Source organism: Spiroplasma endosymbiont of Stenodema calcarata, from assembly GCF_964031205.1.
GTDB lineage: Bacteria > Bacillota_I > Bacilli_A > Mycoplasmatales > Mycoplasmataceae > Spiroplasma.
This window is the reverse complement of sequence record NZ_OZ035018.1, coordinates 692,296-716,041: the sequence shown is the minus strand read 5'-3', so window position 1 is coordinate 716,041 and position 23,746 is coordinate 692,296. Positions and strand designations below refer to the sequence as shown.

Genomic DNA, 23,746 nt, shown 5'->3' with positions numbered 1-23,746 from the left:
TCCAAATAGTATCAAATTTACAAACAATACATTTTTTATCCATTGTTATTACCCTTAAACTGAAAACAATTTCAGCATACAGTCGCACCGTTTTCTCAGAATTTACCATTAATACAAACCATACATAACTGTTGTTTCATATTAACTAATCTCATAAAAGAACGTCATCGCCATTAAAATTAATACTTTTATTTTCTTGCTGATTAGTATTTAACTGTTCTTGTTTTTGATTAGAATATTTATTAATAAAATCTTGCTCGTTATAATTTTCTGTATATGGTGTAATAACATCTAATTTTCCATCTCATCTAATAGAAACATAAAATAAATTTCCATCAATTAAAAACGGTTTTAATTTTAAACAAATTTCATCATCTGCTTTAAATCATTTTGATTTTGGTAAAAATTTAGTACCTTTAAAAGTACCATTTTCTGATTTTACAACTGGCGTAAATGTATAACCATTTCATAACTCAGTTGTACCAGTTTTATCATTTTTAATAGGACTATTTTCTTTAATCTCTATTAATTGTGTTAGATATCCGTGTTCGTTTTTCATACAGACATCTCCTTTCTTTTAAATAATTTAATTAAATTACTTAAAAGATTTCAGGTTTAAAACTTAAATATAAAAAATGATTAATTAAAATATTGATACAAAATTAGTGTTTTTTATTTGAATAAATTTATAAATAAGGCATAAAAAAACATTTAATTATAATTAAGTTCCGTACGAGGAAACCTTTTAAGATTTGAAACTCAAACATAATCAAATGTTTAAGTTAAATTAATAATACAATAAAATATTAAAAAGTCAAACTTTCAGCACAAAAATAAATATATTGTAAAATATATATCCCCATCTTGTTTTTTTTTTTTTTTTTGTTTTAATTAATTTGTGGTAATTGTTGTACGAGGCGATTACCACTTTTTTAATGAGTTTTTAACTCATTTTTTTATTTTTAACACCTTAAATTTTGATTTTTATTAACAGCAAAATTAGTATTTTTAACTAAATTTCTAAATATTTTCCTATCAGCAGAAACATATTTTTTAAATTCTCTAAACTTATCTAAACCATAATAACTATCACAACTAAAACCAATTTTATAACCATTTTTATCACCAAAAGAAAAATAATTTAAATTATCCTTAACTGAATAAATTAAATCTTGTTCTGATAATTCAACAACACCAACTTTTACTTTGGGGTTTTTACAATTTTTACTAAATTGGTATGCTTTAATATTTAAATCATAATGATTTTGTGACTTATCATTATTAGCAGTTTTTACAATATATTTGGCAAGATATTTAACAACATCTTCGTTTGTCCCACTACGAACTTTAATATTTTTATTAATACCGTGTTTTCAATATTGTTGTACAACACTGTTAGGTATTTTTTGGTTTAAAATTATATGAAAATGCACTGCTCCCCGTTTTTGATACTCATAAGTATACATATATTTTAAAATTCCTTTATGGTGTTTAGAACGAATAGGGTTATTCCATCAACGATTAATATTATTAAAAAATAACTTTAAATCATTTTTACATTTTTTAACATCTGTTTCATTAATAGCATAAGTTAAAGTAAGAAAAGATAAATTCTTACAATTTCAAAAATTTTCATATGCTTTCCGAATACAATTTCCTTGGGAACGAACACGACTATTTCATAGTTTTTTATCATTTTTTCCCGTATTTTTAACACCATATTTATTACGAAGATTATTATTAATTAATTCTAACGGTAAAACAATATTTTTAACATAATTACCATAGAATACTTTTTTTAAATAATATTCTTTTTTAACATAATTTAAAGCATTCATAAATATATTATGACCTTTATTTATTAAATTATCTTGAATAAAAACATTATTCATTTTATAAACTCCTTCCAAATAAAAAAACACTAAATTAAATTTAAAAGTTTCGTACGAGGAAACTATAAATAGTTTGAAACTTTCAATATAATTAAGTGTTTATATTTGAAAGTTATTTTTATTGTAATACATAAATTCTAATTTTACAATATATTTTTTTAACGATGTGCAGTTGTGTTAGTTAATTTAAAATTATTTTATTATAATTTGTATAAAAAGAAAAGATAAGAGATAACCTAAAGGGGAGAGATAGTAGTGTAATTATAAACCCTTAAAAATATATAATTATTCTGTTTACTTTAGAGATTTAGGAAAAATATTTTTCCTTATCCTTAGTTATACTATTAATTTAAAAATAATACAATATTTTTTTATTTTTTAATAAAATAAAATATTTTTCCAAATAAAATAAATAAATAAACTAAGTTCCTAATTGCTTCTGATACTACTTTTTTTGGAAAAGAGGAGAACTATTTCATTGTTTTTATAACTCCTGTCCGATCAAATCATGTACCAAAAGCAATACCTTGTTTTACTAAATGAAACCTTCCAGCTGCGCTCATTATTCCGGTTGGTGACTGTAATTCTAAAATTTTAATGATGCCATTACCTGTTTGGACATAAATTCCCTCTTGATCAAGATTAATAACTTCTCCTGGAAAAAAGATCCGCATTACCATTACAAATGTTTCATCTGGTAATAACATTCGGGCCTTGCCAATATACCATCTTTCCTTATCTAAAAGCGTATAAGCATTTCCTATTGTGTTAATAATAACCACTATTTCTTGATCAGATTTGGTCCAATCAATTTTAATATTTTTCATAAAAAGCTCTCCTATGTTTAAATTATTATACACCGTTCTCGCATTCTTATCAAAGATTATATAACCTAATAATCTAGATAATATGAAGGTAATAAAAAGTATTTATATAATGGAAATACTTTTTCCTATGTTAAATGTCCTTTTTTTAAGTTATAATAATCATAAATATTTAAAAGAATAGGGGAGTTATTATATGGGAGTACCAACATTCTGTACAGTGCATTTAAAAATACATGAATGTTTAGAAAATAGTAATAAAGCTATTTCCAATGCTACGGAAACAAAAATTAAAGCTAAAATGGCACGAATGTTAAATCCAACAGCGGAGAATGAACCACAAGACAATGCTTCAAAAGGAACAATTCAATATATTCTAAAAAATGCAAAAAAAAATAATCATAAAATTAAAAATAAATTAGGCCTTGAAAATGAAGAGGGGAGAAGTGTAGGAATTGATGAAAATGACATTAAAGCTAAAATGGCACGATTACGAGCTTCAGTTAATCAGAATCATCCTGAAACAAATGTTGATACTTCCCCTACTTCTGATCAGCAAGATCCAGGGTTACAAGAAATAATTGATCATGCTTATCGTGTAAATCGTGGTATTGAACGAATTAAGAGCCCAATAGAAGGACAATTACCAACAATAATTGATAATATTGATTTAGACCAATTGAATCAAAAGATGAAACAAAAACAGGTGAAAAAAGCCGTCTCAGACGCATCGAAAGTAAAAACTTCAACCAAATGTCAGACAAAAACTGCTAAAACTCGTACTAAGGTCACTAACTCTTCTAATCAAAAAACTAAATCAAAAGCTAATTCTGCCCCAAAAGCAAATCCAAAAACAGTTACTTTAACAACTGATGAGATTGAAGCTTTAATTACAAAAGCAGTTCAAAAAGCAATAACAGCGGAAAAAAATGATAAAAAGAAAAGGGGAGGTTAACAGTAATTTAAGCTGTTATGAACCCCTTTTCTTTTTTTAATTAATATATTAATATATTAATATAATAATTAAAAAATGGTTGTTAAAATTTGTTCTACCTCTCAATTTCATCATTCTGATGCTAAAAGTTTTTTAATTTTTGTCGTACTAAAACGATATTTAAGAATTTTCGCTGGATTGCCACCAACAATCGCATAGGGCGGAATATCTTTTGTAACAACACTCCCGGTGCCAACTTTAACTCCGGGTAAAATAATAGCATTATAACCAATTCAAACATCATGGCCAATAATCGTATTCCCTTTTTGGGGAGTACTTTGACAAAAAGTTGTTATTAAATTTTGGTCATTAGTTAAAAATGGTAAGGGATAAGTTAAAAAATTCTGATAATTATGATTAGCCCCATTCATCAAAAATTTAACGTTCTTCGCAATTGAACAAAACTTACCAATAACAATTTGATCATTTAAATAGGGCAAATGATATAAGATATTTTTGTTTTGGAATTCAATTGCTTCTTGTTCAGCATCACAATGATAATAAGTGTAATCGCCAATTATAATATTTGGATTAGTAATTTGTTTGGTTGTTGGCGAGATAATAACATTTTTTTTACTCATTATCGGTACTCCTTAATTTTGTTTCATCTAAAATTCGTTGATCTGATTGAATATATTTTGTTTGCTTTTGTAAAATATATTTTAATTCTTCTAATTTTTGACCAGTTAATAAAATATCCTTCCGATATGTTTTATTAATTTCTTTAATTAATTTTTCAGTTGTACTTTCTGGTTTAAAATTAGATAACGAATCAAATGAAATTTGTTCTTTAATATCATATTTACTGATAATTCCCCGTATTCCGACACCAATTAATCGAATTGGTTCTCCTGTCCAAACCTGCTCAAATAAAGTAATTGCAGTCGAATAAATATCATCTAAAATATTTGTATACTTTTTGATTGTTTGTTGTTTAGTAAATCGTTTTCGATTGATATTTTTAAAAGTGACATAAACAACGTTTCCAACTATTATTCGTTTTTGTGCCCGCTGACTTATATGTTTACTTAATAAATAAATCTTATTTTTAATATCTTTAAAATCAATTGAATCATATTCGAAAGTTGTTTCATTTCCAATTTGTTTTAATTGATTATGTTCAAATAATAATTCATCATTTCCCCCACCTTTTGCTCGTGCCACAAAATTAAGCGCTGATTTTCCAAGGATTGTTTCTAACAATGGAATATCACAGAATTCTGCTAAATCTTTAATGGTGTTAATCCCAACCGCATTTAATCGTTCAGTTGATTGTTTTCCAATTCCAAACAATTTATTAACCGGTAATGGTTGAATAAGGTTCGGAACATCCTCCGGCCGAATTAAAGTAATGCCCATTGGTTTTTTTAAATCACTAGCAATTTTTGCTAAAGATTTATTATATGATATTCCAATACTATTTGGTAATCCCAATTGTCGTAATACTTTTTGCTGCATATCAAGGGCTAATTGGTAAGCTGAACCATATCTTACATAAATATCAGTCACATCAATATAACATTCATCAATTGAAGCAACTTCAATTTTATCAGTATAACAAGAACAAATTAAATCAAATAGTTTTTGTGCAAATTCAATATATAACCCAAAATCATGATTAACAACTGTCAACTTAGGATAAATTTTTTTCGCTTTATATAAGGGCATTGGACTATTAATCCCTAACTTTCGAGCGGCATAATTTGCCGTTGTAACAATTGCTCGTCGCGATGAAGAAGAAACCACTAATGGGATTTCATGCGATGTTGGATCAGATACTTGATGACAACTAGCAAAAAAACTATTCATATCAATATGAAAAATAACTTTCATCGTAAACTCCCCTACTATTACAAACTAAACGGTCCCGTATATTTATACATCCGCTTAAAAATAAAATTATAGCCAATTAAATAGGTAAACTGGATACTACGGCCAAAACTACGAGCAATAATTCAATCATCATATAATTCTGGAAATTCTTTCTTCACAAATGGCCGCATTTCCGTTTCATATAAATTTTCCAGATTTTGTTTAAAATGACCATTAAAAATTAATAAAATTAAATAAGCACCAATAATAACAACTAATAATAAATTTAAAATACCATATTGTTCAATAAAATAAAAAAAATTAGAATCTAGTAAACTCGGATTTACCTTAATAAAAGTATAAAAAATGATAATAAGAACTGATAATATTAAAAATAATATCAATAATAATGCTGGGGCAAGATATAATAAAAAATTTATTGTGCGTACATGCCGATTTTTGAAATGTAATTGGGTAGCAAAAAAAGTACGCCCTAAGACATAATCTAAACCCATTCCTGACAAAAAATAAGACTGATTATATAATTGTAAATCATTAATATAAAATGTTTTCTTTTTATAAGAATTTGTAATTAAAACTTGATGTGGTTTTCGCACAACTTTTAATCCACTAATTTGTTTTTTTGTTAAATAACGATCAATCACTTCTAAAGAAGTCATTGTTTGACTAGGAGTATTATTTAAATTTGGGATTGGCACTAAAATATTACGATAAGAAACAATTAAAAAAATTAATACAATAATATTAATTGCAATAAAAAATCCAATTAAAATAAAGGCAATTTCACTATTTCCTAGACCCATCCAATTCATCCTTTGCTCTTAGTTATTGCTCCTATTATAACTTGAAAAAAATGATATTAATAGACTATATTTCAAAAAATTAATTTTTTTGCAAAATAAAAATTGATGGCTTTAAAAATTAACATTGATATTTCTCATCAATTTACTTTTCTGTTATTTCTTCAATTAATTCAATTTCACCTTTATTAATTTTTTGCACTCGTTCTTCTACAATTTGTGATAATGATGATAAACTACCATTATTTAATTTCATTTGTAATAATATTTTACGTTCGGCATTATTCGGATCAGCGGCTAATTTCAATAGTCGTAATCGCTGTTCATAACTTAAGTGGTTGGGATCTAACATCTCATCTTCCTTAATAAAAAACGCTTCTTCTTTGCTTAAAGCAATATTTTTTTTCGCATTATTCAAAATATCACTCATTGCTGGATTTTGATGTGGTAAATCTTCAATTTGTTGGTTTTTAACATTTAGTAAATTATTAATATGTGGTTCCTCCGTAACATCACCTTTCACTTTTAGAAACAAATTAGTATTATTAAAATATTTCTTTTCCGAATAAAGTTCATCGCCACCACTACGAGGGCTTGTATCTAAGACAACGGTAGCTGGTTTCTTTAGAAATTCTTCTAATGTATCTGGCACTAAAAAACTGTATTTTGGGCGGCCCTCAACTCGAGGTTCTTGAACATGATTACGAATAACATCTAATTTTCTACTGATTAAATTATTCTTTGATTTTTGTCAGCGATCATAAATTTGATTAACATCAAAAACTGGTTCAATTTGATCATTATCTTCAACAGGAGCAAAACGATTTACATTATTTAAATTTAATTCATCTAAATCGCTTAATTCTTCTGATTGATTAATTTCAGCTGGTTTTTGCAAAGTGTCAAAAACATCATCTAATACTAACTCATCATAATTATCATTATTATCTGAATATGAATCAGTTGTAGGTTCAATATTATTGACAATATTTCGTTCAAATTGTACACTATTTTCATTATTTTTTGCAATTGATGTTGGTCGTTTTGCTGGATCAAAGTCATTTGGATCATAATCATCTCAATAATCAATGACTTTTTTAATATTTTCCATTATTAAAACCCCCATATTTTTTTACTTATATATTATACTATAATTTTGCCTTGAAAGATAGACCATTTATTTCATCGCACCTATTTTAAGTGACTAGAGGTTAATTTTTACATTTATATTAAAAATCAAATATTAAATTAGATACATAATATTTTCATCCGACAACAACTTAAAAGAATTATAATAAAACATAGCTTCATTTTTTTAACCTGATATATTAAAGTAAATTCCGTTCAAGTTACTATTATGGTCAAAAAAATTAAATTTTAGACTATTTAAACTATTTGAACCAAAAGAAAATCCAAAATTATCTTTTTTAGAAATATCATAATATACAAAGTTATTAAAATCAATTTTATCTCTACCATATCATAATTGATCCTGATTATTCAAAAGACCCTCAGAAAACAAATCAAAATCTTCACTGGACTTGTCATTTTTATTAAGTCATGTTTTAAATTTTGATAAATTCAATTTTGCCATATCACTAAAACGAACACCATCTGGTTTTTTAAACGATCTAACTTCTGATTTTGATAACTTATAAAAAGATCAAGAGAATCAACTATTATAAGATAATCCCAGATAAATTAAATACATTTTCATAAAATTTTCTTTTTTTGACATCCCATATTGAAAATAATTAATAAATAAATTACCAAAATTATCTAATTTTGTGGTAAATCCTGGTTTTGAAATTAAAATATTAATATTATTTTGCTCCGAATCATTATTTACTAATTTTAAACCCAAAATATTAAAATACTCTAAATTAATATTAAATTGGCCTAAAATAATATTATTATCTTCAATCTTAAAATCTGGTAAAATTTCAGTTTGATAATACTCAGCAAAATCAGTTGGTTTGACGAGGGAGTAAATTATTCGGTTGGTGATACCTTATTCTAATAAATATTTATCTATTAAAATAAAATTCCTAAGAAAAAGATAAATTTATCTTTTTTAATTAATTTAACTATAACATAAAAGTAATAATTTACAATATAAAAAATAATAATTCGCAAATTATTTAATAAATTTATTTTAAATTATTGATTTTTACTTTAAATTTTAAACAAAACCTTGTGCTTGGTGAGCAACATTTTTATTTATTAAAAATTGCTGAATATGTTTATCTGCATTTTTAAAATAATAATTATATTCTTTTTCATTTTTTTGTTTAATTTATTAAGATAAAAATCAATTAAATTAACACCATTTTCTTTTGCCATTTTTATTGCAATCATATTTTTAAAAACTTTTTCACTATATGATTTAGCACCATATCCTTTTAATCATTTTACATTATGCGAAATTTGTGGTTCAGTACAAGACCCCATATATCAATCCTCTTTATAAACTTTAATACCCTTAGAATTATTTTTGATATATTTAATGAAATCTTTGATTTTATCTTTTTTATCTTTTAAGAATGAATATTCTTTAATATTTTTTCTTGTAATTAATTTTTTTAAATATTTTATTGCTTCATCAGGATCGCCATTTTTAAATAATTTATTCATATCTCAATAAATTTGTTTTCTTATTTTTTCATTATCGGTTAAATTTTTAGTAAGTTTTCTTCTTCGATAAGGAAATATTGTTTTTAATTCTTTCATTAAATGAAATTGATCTAAAATAAAAATTGCACCAATTTCATTAGCAAATTTTTGGATTCATTTTGCTCCATCACCTGCTAGTGTTAACTTACAATTTTTAATATTAAAATTTTGATTTAAAAAATATAAAAATTCTTTTTTATATTTTTTAATAAGATAGTATTTATTTTTTACTGATTTCATAACAATAAAAATTTTTTTATTTTTTAGAACATTTTTACTTTTAGTGCTTTTTATTTCATCATACCCAGTATGAAAATATGCTGTTCTAAACATATTTTTTTCTATTTTTTTCTATTTTGTTAAATTACTAAAAGAATCATCAACCCCAGCATACAAATATGGTGTTTGAACATTGATTTTTTCTGTCATTGTTTTTAATTGTTCTTTAAATAATTTAGCAAAATCAATTTCCTTATTAATGTTTGTGATTGTCATCTTTGATATATTTAATTTTGGGTACATATCCATAATATCTCTTTGTCTTTTAGCACTATCCATTAATTTTCAAAGTTCTATTTTAACACTTAAAATAATTGTTTGATTATTTTTTAAACCAATTTTTTTATTTAATAAAGTTGTTGTTTTGAATTTATTATCTTTTTTATCACGATAACCAAATCTGGAAGCTTTAATTATAATATTGCCAAAGGGAGTTTTTATCATTTTATTCTTTTTCCCTCACAAAATATAATCATTTTTTCCATTACGGTTTTGCTCTCTTAATTCTTGATCAAGTTTTTCATATTTTTCTTTCATTTTTTGTTTTCCTATTAAATTAACATCGATATTTACTTCTTCAACAAAGTTTATATCTTTAAAACTATTAAAAATATTTAACATACTTATATTCCTTTTTAATCATCATTGCATGATAGTAAAATTTTATACTGCTTAAAATAATTTGTCAGCAGTCATAATCTATTTTTTATTGATAGAAAGAGAAAGAAATTAATCAATCTTCTTATCTTTTTTCTTTTTATTTTTCACTAGTTATTTGTTAAATGGATAGGTTAAGATAAATTGGACAACAATAATGTAGAGTAAATATTTATAATTAAATTACAATGGAGGTGTAATTATGGCAAAGAATCATTATACCGATGAATTTAAGCAACAAATTGTTGGTCTTTACAAAATGGGTCAAACTCCTGAACAATTAGCCAATGATTACCAAATTGGTAAATCTACTGTTTGGAAATGAGCTCACCAATTTAGTAACTCGGACTCATTTAAAGCTAAAGACAATAGAACGCCAGAAGAAAACGAATTAATTCAATTACGTAAAAAAGTTAAACAATTAGAAATGGAAAATGACATTTTAAAGCAAGCAACACTGATAATCGGCAAAAAATAGCAATCATTAAAAATAACAAAGCAAAATATCCAATTATTAATTTATGTAAAACATTGAAATTGGCTAGATCAACATATTACTATCAATTAAAAGCAAATAATCCCAAGAATAATCAAAACATTGATAATGCTGTTATCAGTATTTTTCTAAAAAGTCGTAAAAATTATGGAACAAGAAAAATTAAAATCATGCTAGCTCAGCAAAATATTATATTATCTCGTGTAAAGATTAGTAAAATAATGAGAAAATATAACTTAATTTCAAATTATACAAAAATCAAATACAAACATTCAAATACAAACATTCAAATACAAGCAATGTTACATATAAATATAATAATTTATTAAATCAAGAATTTAATAATTATAAACTACATGAAGTTGTTGTCAGTGATTTAACATATGTTTTTATTAATAATAAATGATATTATGTTTGCTTTCTAATTGATTTATTTAATCGTGAAATTATTAGTTATGATGTTAGTTTACACAAAAATGCAAAATTAGTTAAAAATACCTTTAATAAACTTAACTTTACATTAAATGATATTAAAATATTTCACACTGATCAAGGTAGTGAATTTAACAACAATCTTATTTATAACTTTTTAACTAAAAATAACATTCAAAAGTCTTACAGTAAACCAGGTTGTCCTTATGACAATGCTGTTGCGGAATCAACATACAAAATTTTTAAAACTGAATTTATTAAAAATAATAAATTTAAAAACATTGAGCAGTTTAAATTAAAATTATTTGATTACATTAATTGGTACAATAATATTCGAATTCATAGCAAACTAAATTATTTAACACCAGTAAAATACAGAAATTATTACTCTACATAAAATTTGTCCAAAAAACCCTTGCCATTCCAAAATAACTTTATTGTTTTTTATCATTTAGGTAGAGTTTCCCTTAGATATGGTTTAGTTAATCACTTGCGACTACGCTTCTGCCCCATGTAGTAGTAATTTAATTAGTTGATTAACCTTACAGATATCCTCCCACTTCGTTTATTTTTTAGTGTTCCAACTTGACCACTTTGTGAAATCTTACTATTTATAAAAAAATAATTATTCCTTGGAATGGCAAGGGTTTTTTGGACAAATTTTATGTAGAGTAATAATTTCTGTATTTTACTGGTGTTAAATAATTTAGTTTGCTATGAATTCGAATATTATTGTACCAATTAATGTAATCAAATAATTTTAATTTAAACTGCTCAATGTTTTTAAATTTATTATTTTTAATAAATTCAGTTTTAAAAATTTTGTATGTTGATTCCGCAACAGCATTGTCATAAGGACAACCTGGTTTACTGTAAGACTTTTGAATGTTATTTTTAGTTAAAAAGTTATAAATAAGATTGTTGTTAAATTCACTACCTTGATCAGTGTGAAATATTTTAATATCATTTAATGTAAAGTTAAGTTTATTAAAGGTATTTTTAACTAATTTTGCATTTTTGTGTAAACTAACATCATAACTAATAATTTCACGATTAAATAAATCAATTAGAAAGCAAACATAATATCATTTATTATTAATAAAAACATATGTTAAATCACTGACAACAACTTCATGTAGTTTATAATTATTAAATTCTTGATTTAATAAATTATTATATTTATATGTAACATTGCTTGTATTTGAATGTTTGTATTTGATTTTTGTATAATTTGAAATTAAGTTATATTTTCTCATTATTTTACTAATCTTTACACGAGATAATATAATATTTTGCTGAGCTAGCATGATTTTAATTTTTCTTGTTCCATAATTTTTACGACCTTTTAGAAAAATACTGATAACAGCATTATCAATGTTTTGATTATTCTTGGGATTATTTGCTTTTAATTGATAGTAATATGTTGATCTAGCCAATTTCAATGTTTTACATAAATTAATAATTGGATATTTTGCTTTGTTATTTTTAATGATTGCTATTTTTTGCCGATTATCAGTGTTGCTTGCTTTAAAATGTCATTTTCCATTTCTAATTGTTTAACTTTTTTACGTAATTGAATTAATTCGTTTTCTTCTGGCGTTCTATTGTCTTTAGCTTTAAATGAGTCCGAGTTACTAAATTGGTGAGCTCATTTCCAAACAGTAGATTTACCAATTTGGTAATCATTGGCTAATTGTTCAGGAGTTTGACCCATTTTGTAAAGACCAACAATTTGTTGCTTAAATTCATCGGTATAATGATTGTTTGCCATAATTACACCTCCATTGTAATTTAATTATAAATATTTACTCTACATTATTGTTGTCCAATTTATCTTAACCTATTCAATCATAAAAATAGTCTTTATTGAAATTGATATACTCAATTTCTTTTAATTGAAATAATTTTGTTTTTTCTAATAAATTTAAATCTTTTCATAGTTTTAAATTTATTTTCATTGGATTATAACGTGCTATTTTAACAATTCCTTGTCCTTGTTTTAAATTTGCTAACTCACTAGTTAACATTAACGGATGACTTTTTAAATTTTTTGAAACACTAATATTGCTTTTGTTTTCATTAATACTAATTTGTTCGATTGTTTTTGTACCAAATAATTCGCTATAATACTTAATTGTTTCTAAATCATTAGTATGTAAGAAAATATGCATCCCACAGTTATTTAAAATAATTTTTGCTACTATAGCACCATAATTTAATTTTAATTGGTTAATATCTTGTAAAATAAATTCAAAAAAGATGTTTCTACTACGCGAAATACTAACTCATTTTTCAATGTTGTTTATTTTTGTTAAATTAGCAAATTCATCTAATATAAAATATACTGGTTTTTCTAATTTTTGTTCGATTGTTTCACTTGCTTTATTTGTTAAAAATTGATAAATTTGACTAATTAATATTGCTATTAATTTATAGTAATTATCATTTTCGTCACTAAATATGATGTAAAGAACTGTTGGATATTTGATAAAATCATTGTAATTAATATCATTTTGGGATGTTAAATTACGAATAAAATCGTTATTAAATATTTCTAAAATTTTTGCAACAGTCATTAAAATAGCATCTAGTGTTCGATTTTCTTTACTATCAATTAAAACTTGACTTGCTGTTATTTTGGCAATGCTGGTATTTTTTCGATTATTAAGTCATTCAACTAAATCTTTTTTAAGACTAGCAATGGCAGCAACAGAAGCCATATTAAATTTGTTGAAAAATAATTCTTGGTTTAAAATTTCTTCGATTTCTGTTGTTAAATTATTTTTAATTATTTTATCTTCATAATCTTCTAATATTGCTAAAATAATTCCTTGAATAATCATACTTGCTGAATCATTCCAAAATTCATCTTCAATATTTTTGTTAATTAACATACGACTAAGTGATCTAATTTTATCTTGATACTTTATTTTTCACTTTATTTTATCTTTTTCATTATCTGTTATAATCATTTTAATAAAGTCATCATAAATTAATTTTAATGGATTTCAAGTATTTCCTTTCTCTAAATTACGAAAATCAATAACTTTTATTTTATAAGCATTTTCTGCTAAAAATCCACTAGTTAAATTATATAATTCTCCCTTGGGGTCGGTTATGATCATAGTTGGTTTTGCGTTTGATTTTCCGTTTAAATAAATTGTTGGTAATACTATTCCTTGTGTTTTTCCGCTTGCTGTTGAACCAACAATAACACTATGAATATTATTTTTTAAGTTAAAAAATAAATCTTTTTTGTTTTTATTACATTTAAAAACAAAACCAGTATTTTTATAATTATCTTTAATATTAACTTTATCACTAATATTATCAATTTCTTTTATACTTAATCATTTACTATCCCCAAAATCTATTTTATCGGTTGATTTGATTGCCGTTTCTTTATTCTTCACTTTACTAAATAAAACAAAATAAAAAAATCAGCAATAAAACGCTAAACTTAATCCAACTGTTATTAGTAATCCATATTCACTTTTAATTATATAATTTCATCAGGATAATATTTGAAATTGCTTAATTTCATTGATAAATATTGTCATTTCTTTTCAATTAGTAAAAATTGAATAACCCATTCCAAATAATGTTAAACAAAAAATAAAAATAATTGGAACAAAACATAAACCAATCAATAAACTTATTTTTTTCTTTTTAATTTTATTTCACATATTTTTATAACTCTCTTTCTAGACTGCTCACCAAATCATATCCTTTTTGCATAATCGGATTGATTTTAAAAACCATTTCATTAAATAGTTGTTCAATTAAACTCATATTTTTAAAATCTACTGTTTTTGGGTTAGCAACAGTAGTTATAATTTTGTAATATTTCATTTTTTCTTCTAAATCTAAATATTTAGTTAATTGGTTTATTTCATAATCTGTAAAATTATTTTCATATCTTAAATATTGTTTAATTTCATAAATTAAACTATCATAATCATCATTAATACTTTTAATTTTGTTAAATTCTTTAATATTGTCTTTTACAAACTTGTATTCATTAAATATATTATTGATTTCATTTTCCAGATTATTTCGTTCAAATTGTTTAACTTGTCGAAAATTCATTGCATTATAACTACCTTTACCACCAATTTCGCCAGGTTCTATTTCATAACCTGCTTTTGTTAAATAATTAGCATGATAATTATTGAATTTTTGTAGTTGTTTTTTACCGCCAAAAATACGATTATTACTAATTATGTATCTTTTTTCATTAAGTTTTTTTGAAAAAACTTCACTAATTGGAATAAAACCAAAATGAATATGGGGTGTTGTTTCATCCATGTGAACTGCTGAATACAAATATCCTATATCTGTTTTAAGATTATTTTTCATTCATTGTTTCATAAAATTTATTTCAATATTAGCTCATTCATTTAATTTATGATAATTTATACTTTCAGGAATTAATTGTCCCATTTTACGCGTATCCGTTTTTTTATCTCATACTTGAATATCTGTAAATTGACATATTCCCATTTTTTCAAATCATTCTTGTCTTGTTGCTGGCAAAACAATTTCTATATAAGTATTATGTTTATTACAAAACTCTTTAAAAGTTGATTTTTGTGCTTCACTATATTTTTGTTGTTGCTTATTTCAATCTTCTTCTATATTTTTTAATAATTCAAATCTTTTATTATTTGTTAACTCAAAACCTTTGTCATTGCTTATTTTTGCTTTTGTAACACCAACATAATAAAAATTATATTTTGTAAACTCAGGATTAATATTTTCAGGTATTCCAATTCTAAAATTATGTCTTATTAGTTTATTAACACTTTTACTACTATATTTTTTTAAAAGTTGCAATTGGTGGTGATGACCTAAATTTATTTTCTTTTTTCATCTTTTTATCCTCCTTTTTTGGAAATTTTTATCTTTTAAAATTTATTAAATTTAGAAAGCCAAAATGCTTGCTCATCATACATTTTGGCTTTGCCAAAATATTTCAAAAATTTAATTTTTATTTTGTCTAATTAATCATCTTTTTTTGGAAGTTTATTACTATTAAAATATTTTAAATTTTCTTGGTATATTTGTTTTTGTTCTGCTTTTTTAATTAAAACTTGCTTATCCATTTCTAATAAAAAAAGGTGGATTTTTTCTAAACTAATCTCACCCTCAATTTTTCCATCTTTATTTTTAATATAAAAGTTTTGATTTTTAAAAATTGTAATAAAACAATAATCTTTGTTATATTGTAATTTAAAATATTTGCTATTTATATTAATACTTGCATAAGGATACAATAAATTTTTTATCCTTAACTCAATTCATTTATTACCTTTAATATCATAATAAGGTTTTGTTAAAATTAAATTATTTGTCATAACTTGATAACTTATATATTTTTCTGTTTCTTTCATTTTGATAGTTCCTTTCTCTATAAAATTATTTTTAATCTTTTTTTAATTTTTAATGTTATAAAATAAAAAATTGGTAAACATATTGTGTTCGTAATTAATATTCCGATAATTATTTGTTCTATATTTAAAACACCAATATTTAATCAAAAAAGAACAAAATCAATCAGAAGATAAATAATTATGTTTGCTAATAAAATAAGAATAATTTTAATACTATGATTTATTTTTATTCAATTAATTAGTTTAATTAAAACTGCTAATAAACCTGTCCCAATATTTCAACATAATGATCCCACAGTAAAACCTCATAATGTTAAATCTGATAGAAAATGCCCTATAATTCCAATTAAGAAACACCAATATCAATTTAAAATAAATCCGCTTATAAAAATGGGGATTAAAAATAATGGAATTGATGTTCTTGGAATAATTTGGATTCGCATAGTTTGCGATAATACAACCATCATTGCAATTAAAACTGCGACATAATTTATGTTTTTGATTAATTGAAAGTTATTCATTTTTTAAAAATTTAATTTAAGTTGTATTTTCTTTAATCGTTTTTGTATCATTGTAAAATAATTATTATTTATTTCACACCCTGTATAAATGAATTTATTTGGGTTTTTATGGTTTTTTAAAACAGAATTTACGTCATCGTGGTAAAAAATATAAAACAAAAGGAAAATTTGACAATCGTGGTAAATTAAATAATTTTAAATCAATATGAGATATTGAAAATAAAAAATCTGATGCTGGTTGATTTGAAATGGACACTGTAGTTGGTAAAAATCATCAATCTAGTTGTTTAGTTTTGGTTGAAAAATTAAGTAAAAATTACTTTGTAATGAAATTAAAAAATCATACTGCTAATGAAGTTGTGGAAAAGTTTAAAGATATTGTTATAAGTAATAATCTAATTGGGAAAATTAAAGGAATAATAACTGATAGAGGAAAAGAATTTAGTAAATGAAGAGAATTGGAAATATTTGCTGAAACACAAGTTTATTTTTGTGATCCTGGTTCACCACAACAAAAACCATTAATTGAATATATGAATTCTGAACTTAGAGAATGATATCCTAAGGGAACTGATTTTAATAATATTAGTCAACAAAAAATAGATTGAGTAGTTGAAGTTATAAATGGAAAATTAAGGCCTATTTTAAATTGAAGAACAGCAAAAGAGGTATTTTTAGAGAATTTTAGATAAGTTTATTTGAACAATTTAATAAATTATTTTTCAGTGTACTTAATTTTCCTTAAAATGAAATAAAAATTATAAATATTTTAATTTTCAAAAATTTATAATTGATTTTTTATGATTTTTATTATATTATTTGACTAATAAGATTTGTTGCACTTCATTTTACATAATTCCAAACTATTTTTTACTGTGCTAAAATAAGAACAAATTAAAAAATAACATAAAAAGTGTTGCATTATTTTCCAATGATGTTATTATTTGATTAATAAGGGTCGGAAAAGTCCTAATTGGATTTACAATTTACAAATATAAAAGTTTGTTCTTTTATAAATCATTTTAATCCGATAATAAAAAAATATCTTTCAATAAAATTATTACACATAAACTTACTTTCTACATGCTTCTTTTATTTTAGATATTCACAATAATACTTCTATTAGGAAAAAATCTTTAACAATATTATTTAGCTCGTTTCATCGAATTCATAACTTTTTTAATGTCTGCTTCTGAAGGTTTTCTTCCCATTTGCATATACATTGCTCGGATTTGTTTTTCAGTAATTGGGGGGTTATCGCGTAATTGTTTTTGCACAATTTTTTTTGTAATTAAAAAACCTAATACCCCTCCAATAACTAAACAACCAATTCCAATAATAAGTCCTGCTCATCAAGGCATTTAAAATTCCTCCTTTTTTAATCTATAAATTAATTACCATATAATTATAATTCCTATGTTATTTTAACATATTTTAACTCGTTACCTTAATAAAAAAATGCTTTAATTTTGTCGAAAACTCTTGATGAAATAAAAAAATCATCAATATGACAATTTGAAAAATAATTTTGTTTAAGATCATGATTTTGCTTTAAATTTTTTAAACGTTAAAATATAATACCGTTGATTGTTGTTTTGGTGTTAAACCTTTATGTTGGTATTTTCATTTTCATAGATTTAAATAATTTTGAATATTAGTGAAACCCAAACCATGATAATGAATTAAGGCTTCTTTAAGACTCGATTGTAATTTACTAATCTTATTTAACTTTCGATAACTAGTATCAGGGTTTGTACTAGTTTTGGTAGAATATAGAGTAGAATTTGTTTGTTTTGCTACTAATAAATATAATGGTTGCATGTCAGAAATAATTATTGATTTTTCTTTAATTAATTGCTTATTCATATTTTCAATAATTCATTGTTTTTGTAATCGTTTGGTATTGGTGGATTGAACAAAAATATTATTATTGCTATCAACTACCATTTGAATACAGCATTTGGTATTAGTTGAAAATGGATCAAGATGAGTTTTTCGTTTATCAAATTTATCTTTAAAATTACCTTTATGGATTTCTTTAATAAAAGTTTCATCAATTTGGATTTGACCATTTAATTTTTTAAATTTTAATTGAGTATTTTCTAATTGTTTTGATTGCATTAATTTTTGACGATTATATCAAGCAGTTTTTGGTGTTGTTTTAATAAAACGGGAAATTATTTTACTAGATTGTCCTAATAATGAAATTTGAATTAATAAATTTCACTGTTCATAATTTAAATGACTTCAATAAGTAAAATGATGACGAAAAGCATCAAAACTAGCACGACATTTTTTACATAAATATTTTTGTTTTCCTTCGGGATTATGACCATTTTTAACACAATGATAAGATTTACAATCAGGACATATAATGCCTTTATCTCTAAATTTTTGATCAATTTCATTTAAACGTTTTTGTTTTTTGATTACTTCTGCTTCTTTTTTTATTTTTTCAGCAAATTCTAAAAATTGATCATCTGTAAAACTGTTTTTTAATTCTGTAATTATTTTTTCCATCAATTATTTACCTCTATATATTAAAAATATACCTAAAATTAGATATATTCTATAAATATCAAGAGTTTTCGACAAAATTAAAGAAAAAATGTAAACTTAACATTTACCCTCATATATTTATGATATTAAACTTATTAGCATACTTTTGTATTGTAGTTTTTTTGTCTTCTGTTATAAAAAAGAAAACATCATATTTTGAATTATCCTGTATTTGCTGAGCAGTAATCATAAGTTCATTTTTGTAAAAATTAATGAACTGTCAGGTTAAAATGCCATAAGTTTTTATTGGGAATTTTGTTACCAATGTTAAATTATTGTTTAAAATGTTATTACAATATAAACTACCATCATTTAATAATAAATAAAAATTAGAGTTATTATGTCATGATGGGCACGGAGTTAAACCAATAATATTATTCTCAAAAATAGTATCCACAACTAATGTTGGTTTAGAAGAATTTGTAACACGATATAAAACTGAAGCAATCGCAATATACACATAGTTATTAATAACCTGCATTATAACTTCATTAACTGAACTATTACGAAAAGAAGCAATTGTCTTTCACTGATAGTCATGAAAATGAATTAATTTCTTAATATTATCATTGGGTAAAGTAACTACAAAATATTGACTTTCCAATAATGAACAACTAGCAAAAATCTTATCAATCTTAATTTGATCATCAAAAATAAAACTCTCTTCATTTGTTGATAAATTATGATATTCAATATAAATACCTGATTGGCTGGCTTGTTCATATAAATAATAAACCATAAGCTCTCCTGAATTTGATTCAAAAAAATTAATAAACTTTATCGTCAAATTTTGAGGAAATGAAATTTGTTTAATTTTTGTTAAAGCAATTCCATTTATCTTATAAAAAATAATATTTTGATTAAAATACTCCAAAAAATAAATAAATCCCTTAAAATTAATTTTTTTGCGATAACTATTATTTATTAAATCCCCAATTTTAGTTCTCTTATTTGCTCTCATCTGATATATTGCATTATTTGTCACCAGCAGCATTGCCTGAGCTATCATTTTTTATCCCCTTTTAAATTTAGTTTCTTTCTATTTTAACTTAATTTCTAACTCATCTAATTGTTTTACATCAACAGAACTTGGTGATTCTGTCATTGGATCGCTTCCTGAGGCATTTTTAGGAAAAGCAATGACGTCTCGAATTGAATCACTATTTGTTAAAATCATTGCTAAACGATCAAGTCCAAGTGCAATTCCGCCATGTGGTGGTACGCCATAATTAAAAGCATTTAAAAATCAACCAAATTTACTGTCAATTTCCTTAGGAGTTAATTGTAATGATTCAAACATTTTTTGCTGCAAGTCATTTTGATGAATACGAATACTACCCCCAGCAATTTCATAACCATTTAAAACTAAGTCATATGCATTAGCACGTGCTGTTGCTAAATTTTGATCAAAATTATCTAAATATTCCCTTGTTGGGGCCGTAAAAGGATGATGAGCGGCTTCATAACGATTTGTTTGATCTGATCATTCATATAATGGTCAATTAACAATTCACAAAAAATGATATTCATTTGCGGGAATTAATTCAAACATCTTTGCTAATTCAATCCGGACAGCTCCTAAAGCTTGACAAACAACTGTTGTTTTATCAGTAATAAAAAAGAAAGTTCCATCTTGTTTAGTACTAATTTTTAACAATTCCTCTTTTTCATCATCACTAATAAATTTTGCAATTGGCCCTTCATAAACATTCTGTTCTTGTTTAATTCATATTAACCCTTGGGCTTTATTTTGTTGAGCAATACGAGTTAATTCTTCGATTTGTTTTTTTGTAACCTTTTGCGGAATAAAAATTCCTTTTAAACTTAACCCATTTTTTAAGGCATTAGCAAAAATACCAAATTTAGTTTGTGCAAAAATTGTCGCTGCCTCAAATAATTCTAAATCATAACGGGTATCTGGTTTATCGGTTCCATATCGTGCAATTGCCTCATCATAATTCATTTGTATAAAAGGTGTTGTAATAGGAACTTTCATCACATCCGTCATAATAACCTTAACTAATGCTTCAATTAATTTAAAAATATCTTCTCGATCAACAAAACTCATCTCTAAATCTAATTGCGTAAATTCTGGTTGACGATCACTTCGCAAATCTTCATCCCGAAAACACTTTGCAATTTGAAAATATTTATCAAAACCAGCTAGCATTAATAATTGTTTAAACAATTGTGGTGATTGTGGTAATGCATAAAAATTATGTAAATTTTGCCGTGATGGTACTAAAAAGTCCCGTGCCCCTTCTGGTGTTGATTTATTTAAAATTGGTGTTTCAATATCAATAAATTTTTGGGCTTGTAAAAATTGACGAATTATATTTATTAAATGATTCCGAAATATAATTTTTTGTTGCATGCTTGGGCGACGTAAATCTAAATAACGATATTTCATCCGAACATCTTCTAAAGCATCAGTAACATCGCTAATAATTAACGGTGTTGTTAACGCTTTTGATAAGATTGTTATTGTCGTAACAATAATTTCAATTTCTCCCGTTTTTAACTCTAAATTTTTATTTTTTCGTTCAACAACAATTCCAGCAACTGTAATCACAAATTCATTCCGAATAGTATTTATTATCTCGTATTGGGGATGATCAGGTTGAACAACAATTTGCGTAATGCCCTCACGATCACGTAAGTCTAAGAAAATAATTCCTCCCATTCGACGATTTTTTGCAACTCATCCGGATAGGACAACTTTTTCTTGAACATTTTTTAAGGTTAATTCCCCACATGTATGTGTTCTTTTCATTATCTATTCTCCTTACTTAAAAACGCAATTATTTTCTCAAATTTAACTTCTTGCTCTTTTCCAGTGATTTGATTTTTAATTTTAACAACATTTTTTTTCAATTCTTCATCACCAATAATAATTGCATTTTTTGTTTTTAATCTTTCCAGTGATTTAAACTGTGCTTTAACACCGCGCAATAAATAATCACAATCAGCTCGAAAACCACTCCCACGCAGTAATAACAATAACGATGTTGCAAAAGCTCGTGCATGTTCAGACAAACAAACTAAATAAGCATCTAAATAAGGCTCATCAGCTAAACTAATTTTGCTTGCTGCTAAAGTTAACAATAATCGCTCTAATCCTAACGCAAAACCAACTGCTGGATAATCTAAACTAGGTTCAAAACTATTTACCAATTGATCATATCTACCCCCACCTAATAGAGTTAATTCTTGGTCCTGGTTATTAACAATTATTTCAAAAATGACAGCAGTATAATAATCCAATCCCCGAACTAATTTATGATCTAACACAAATGGAATTCCTAATTTTGTTAAAGTTTTTTGTAAATTATTGAATTCATTTTGACTATTTTCTGGTAAATAATCATAAATTTTTGGAGCTTGGTCAAATTTCTGATTGTCAATTTTACAATCTAATACCCGCAATGGATTCTTTTCCACACGAATAATACAATCAGAACATAAGTTTTGTCCTTTTAGAAAGGCGGTTAAAACTTCAATATATTTTGTTCGATTAGAACCAGTTGTTAAATAATTTAATTTTAAAGTAATATTTGATAAACCAAGTGCTTTTAAAAGATTATACCCAAGTAAAATCACTTCAACATCTAATAAATAATTTTTAGCACCAATAACTTCAACACCAAACTGATTAAATTGTCGCAAACGACCATGCTGTGGTCGTTCATAACGAAACATACTTCCAAAATAAAATAATTTTAACGGTAATTCATATTTACCATATAATTTATCTTCAATAACACTACGAATAACAGGCGCTGTTGCTTCTGGCCGTAAGACAAATTGCCGTTCTTTTTTATCTAATAATTCAAACATTTCTTTTGTAACAATATCTGTTTCATTACCAACAGCCCGAATAAATAAATCTTTTGCTTCAAAAATTGGTGTTCTAATTTCATAATAGTTATATTGCATCACAATATTTCGTAAAATTAATTCTAATGCACTTAATTCACTAGCTTTTTCATAATATAAGTCTTCAGTTCCCCGTGGTTTTTGAATATTCATAACTTTATTTCCTCTCTAAATAAAAAACTAAAAGATTCCCTAGGAACGAAAAATCGCGGTGCCATCCTATTTCACTATCTTTTAGTTAATGCCCTTTATTGTCAAAATCTATTAAATTTTTATAATGAAGTTGCCAACACTGTTTAAAAGTTTAATAGTTTTCACCTACTACTATTTCTTTGAGCAATTATTTTCCACAATAATTTCTTTCTTTTAAAATTATACCTATTTTTTAAAAAAAGTAAATTAATTAAAAGCAAACAATTTTAAAAATTACTTTTAATTATCTTCTAAAAAAATAAAAAAAAGACTATTATGTCTCTTATCAAATTAATTACAGAAGAAATTATAATCTGTAATTAAA

The 23,746-nt window shown here is 24.5% G+C and carries 25 protein-coding genes and 1 pseudogene; 5 read left to right on the top strand and 21 right to left on the bottom strand.

What is annotated here, in order from left to right:
- Nucleotides 1-145 precede the first annotated feature (145 nt).
- The 3 genes from ACQH24_RS03850 to ACQH24_RS03840 all read right to left on the bottom strand — a co-directional run bounded on the left by ACQH24_RS03850 (nt 146) and on the right by ACQH24_RS03840 (nt 2,719).
- Entirely contained in the window at nt 146-559 is a 414-nt protein-coding gene (locus tag ACQH24_RS03850; RefSeq protein WP_425380642.1) for a hypothetical protein, read from the bottom strand.
- Between the two features lie 403 nt (nt 560-962).
- Nucleotides 963-1,892 carry a rolling circle replication-associated protein gene (locus ACQH24_RS03845; RefSeq protein ID WP_425380641.1) on the bottom strand — a complete coding sequence of 310 codons (930 nt, stop codon included), beginning with the start codon at nt 1,890-1,892 and terminating at the stop codon, nt 963-965.
- 470 nt (nt 1,893-2,362) lie between these two features.
- A complete protein-coding gene (locus tag ACQH24_RS03840) occupies nt 2,363-2,719 on the bottom strand; it encodes a methionyl-tRNA formyltransferase (protein ID WP_425380640.1) in 357 nt (118 codons plus the stop codon).
- A gap of 193 nt (nt 2,720-2,912) precedes the next feature.
- Between ACQH24_RS03840 and ACQH24_RS03835 the strand changes: the two genes are divergently transcribed.
- Entirely contained in the window at nt 2,913-3,671 is a 759-nt protein-coding gene (locus ACQH24_RS03835; protein WP_425380639.1) for a hypothetical protein, read from the top strand.
- Between the two features lie 68 nt (nt 3,672-3,739).
- On the opposite strand, the gene ACQH24_RS03830 is transcribed toward ACQH24_RS03835, so the two are convergent.
- From ACQH24_RS03830 to ACQH24_RS03800, 7 genes are all read right to left on the bottom strand, one after another.
- Nucleotides 3,740-4,291 carry a CatB-related O-acetyltransferase gene (locus ACQH24_RS03830; RefSeq protein ID WP_425380638.1) on the bottom strand — a complete coding sequence of 184 codons (552 nt, stop codon included), beginning with the start codon at nt 4,289-4,291 and terminating at the stop codon, nt 3,740-3,742.
- Nucleotides 4,284-5,543, bottom strand: a complete 1,260-nt coding sequence (gene dinB, locus ACQH24_RS03825; protein WP_425380637.1) for a DNA polymerase IV — start codon at nt 5,541-5,543, stop codon at nt 4,284-4,286. The genes ACQH24_RS03830 and dinB overlap by 8 nt, the downstream gene beginning before the upstream one ends.
- A gap of 17 nt (nt 5,544-5,560) precedes the next feature.
- A complete protein-coding gene (locus ACQH24_RS03820; protein WP_425380636.1) occupies nt 5,561-6,346 on the bottom strand; it encodes a hypothetical protein in 786 nt (261 codons plus the stop codon).
- A gap of 142 nt (nt 6,347-6,488) precedes the next feature.
- The gene (locus tag ACQH24_RS03815) at nt 6,489-7,454 is read right to left on the bottom strand and encodes a hypothetical protein (RefSeq protein WP_425380635.1); all 966 of its coding nucleotides are present in this window, start codon (nt 7,452-7,454) and stop codon (nt 6,489-6,491) included.
- 204 nt (nt 7,455-7,658) lie between these two features.
- Nucleotides 7,659-8,207, bottom strand: a complete 549-nt coding sequence (locus ACQH24_RS03810) for a hypothetical protein (protein WP_425380634.1) — start codon at nt 8,205-8,207, stop codon at nt 7,659-7,661.
- A gap of 359 nt (nt 8,208-8,566) precedes the next feature.
- A complete protein-coding gene (locus ACQH24_RS03805) occupies nt 8,567-9,349 on the bottom strand; it encodes an Mbov_0401 family ICE element transposase-like protein (RefSeq protein ID WP_425380633.1) in 783 nt (260 codons plus the stop codon).
- Nucleotides 9,350-9,367: 18 nt separating this feature from the next.
- The gene (locus ACQH24_RS03800) at nt 9,368-9,916 is read right to left on the bottom strand and encodes a hypothetical protein (protein WP_425380632.1); all 549 of its coding nucleotides are present in this window, start codon (nt 9,914-9,916) and stop codon (nt 9,368-9,370) included.
- Nucleotides 9,917-10,154: 238 nt separating this feature from the next.
- Here ACQH24_RS03800 and ACQH24_RS03795 point away from each other — a divergent pair, with 238 nt between their 5' ends.
- From ACQH24_RS03795 to ACQH24_RS03785, 3 genes are read left to right on the top strand one after another with little or no spacing between them, the layout of a single operon-like run.
- A complete protein-coding gene (locus ACQH24_RS03795) occupies nt 10,155-10,430 on the top strand; it encodes a transposase (RefSeq protein WP_425379385.1) in 276 nt (91 codons plus the stop codon).
- A gap of 59 nt (nt 10,431-10,489) precedes the next feature.
- Nucleotides 10,490-10,777, top strand: a complete 288-nt coding sequence (locus ACQH24_RS03790) for an IS3 family transposase (RefSeq protein ID WP_425379601.1) — start codon at nt 10,490-10,492, stop codon at nt 10,775-10,777.
- Nucleotides 10,696-11,277: an IS3 family transposase gene (locus ACQH24_RS03785; protein ID WP_425380687.1), complete on the top strand. Its 582-nt coding sequence runs from the start codon at nt 10,696-10,698 to the stop codon at nt 11,275-11,277. The genes ACQH24_RS03790 and ACQH24_RS03785 overlap by 82 nt, the downstream gene beginning before the upstream one ends.
- Nucleotides 11,278-11,542: 265 nt before the next feature.
- Here ACQH24_RS03785 and ACQH24_RS03780 read toward each other — a convergent pair whose 3' ends face one another.
- The 6 genes from ACQH24_RS03780 to ACQH24_RS03755 form a co-directional block, all read right to left on the bottom strand.
- Complete coding sequence (locus ACQH24_RS03780; RefSeq protein ID WP_425380689.1) at nt 11,543-12,334, bottom strand: IS3 family transposase; 792 nt, start codon at nt 12,332-12,334, stop codon at nt 11,543-11,545.
- A 41-nt stretch (nt 12,335-12,375) separates the two neighbouring features.
- Nucleotides 12,376-12,651, bottom strand: coding sequence for a transposase (locus ACQH24_RS03775; protein ID WP_425380631.1), 276 nt, complete (start codon nt 12,649-12,651; stop codon nt 12,376-12,378).
- A gap of 64 nt (nt 12,652-12,715) precedes the next feature.
- Nucleotides 12,716-14,566 carry a VirD4-like conjugal transfer protein, CD1115 family gene (locus tag ACQH24_RS03770; RefSeq protein WP_425380630.1) on the bottom strand — a complete coding sequence of 617 codons (1,851 nt, stop codon included), beginning with the start codon at nt 14,564-14,566 and terminating at the stop codon, nt 12,716-12,718.
- 4 nt (nt 14,567-14,570) lie between these two features.
- Complete coding sequence (locus ACQH24_RS03765) at nt 14,571-15,716, bottom strand: plasmid recombination protein (protein ID WP_425380629.1); 1,146 nt, start codon at nt 15,714-15,716, stop codon at nt 14,571-14,573.
- Nucleotides 15,717-15,883: 167 nt separating this feature from the next.
- On the bottom strand, nt 15,884-16,273 hold the full coding sequence (locus tag ACQH24_RS03760; RefSeq protein ID WP_425380628.1) for a hypothetical protein: 390 nt from the start codon (nt 16,271-16,273) through the stop codon (nt 15,884-15,886).
- 17 nt (nt 16,274-16,290) lie between these two features.
- Complete coding sequence (locus ACQH24_RS03755; RefSeq protein ID WP_425380627.1) at nt 16,291-16,794, bottom strand: ECF transporter S component; 504 nt, start codon at nt 16,792-16,794, stop codon at nt 16,291-16,293.
- A gap of 77 nt (nt 16,795-16,871) precedes the next feature.
- On the opposite strand from ACQH24_RS03755, the pseudogene ACQH24_RS03750 reads away from it, so the two are divergent.
- Nucleotides 16,872-17,486: pseudogene (locus ACQH24_RS03750) on the top strand (IS30 family transposase); the annotation flags it as partial.
- Between the two features lie 453 nt (nt 17,487-17,939).
- On the opposite strand, the gene ACQH24_RS03745 reads toward ACQH24_RS03750, so the two are convergent.
- From ACQH24_RS03745 to hisS, 5 genes are all read right to left on the bottom strand, one after another.
- The gene (locus ACQH24_RS03745) at nt 17,940-18,155 is read right to left on the bottom strand and encodes a YneF family protein (RefSeq protein ID WP_004028146.1); all 216 of its coding nucleotides are present in this window, start codon (nt 18,153-18,155) and stop codon (nt 17,940-17,942) included.
- Nucleotides 18,156-18,354: 199 nt separating this feature from the next.
- The gene (locus ACQH24_RS03740; protein ID WP_425379371.1) at nt 18,355-19,314 is read right to left on the bottom strand and encodes a transposase; all 960 of its coding nucleotides are present in this window, start codon (nt 19,312-19,314) and stop codon (nt 18,355-18,357) included.
- Between the two features lie 103 nt (nt 19,315-19,417).
- Nucleotides 19,418-20,362 carry a hypothetical protein gene (locus ACQH24_RS03735; protein ID WP_425380626.1) on the bottom strand — a complete coding sequence of 315 codons (945 nt, stop codon included), beginning with the start codon at nt 20,360-20,362 and terminating at the stop codon, nt 19,418-19,420.
- 30 nt (nt 20,363-20,392) lie between these two features.
- Nucleotides 20,393-22,126, bottom strand: coding sequence for an aspartate--tRNA ligase (gene aspS / locus ACQH24_RS03730; protein WP_425380625.1), 1,734 nt, complete (start codon nt 22,124-22,126; stop codon nt 20,393-20,395).
- Nucleotides 22,126-23,382 (bottom strand): histidine--tRNA ligase, encoded by a 1,257-nt coding sequence (gene hisS / locus ACQH24_RS03725; protein WP_425380624.1) that lies wholly within the window; start codon nt 23,380-23,382, stop codon nt 22,126-22,128. Before hisS ends, aspS begins: the two co-directional genes overlap by 1 nt.
- Between the last annotated feature and the right edge of the window lie 364 nt (nt 23,383-23,746).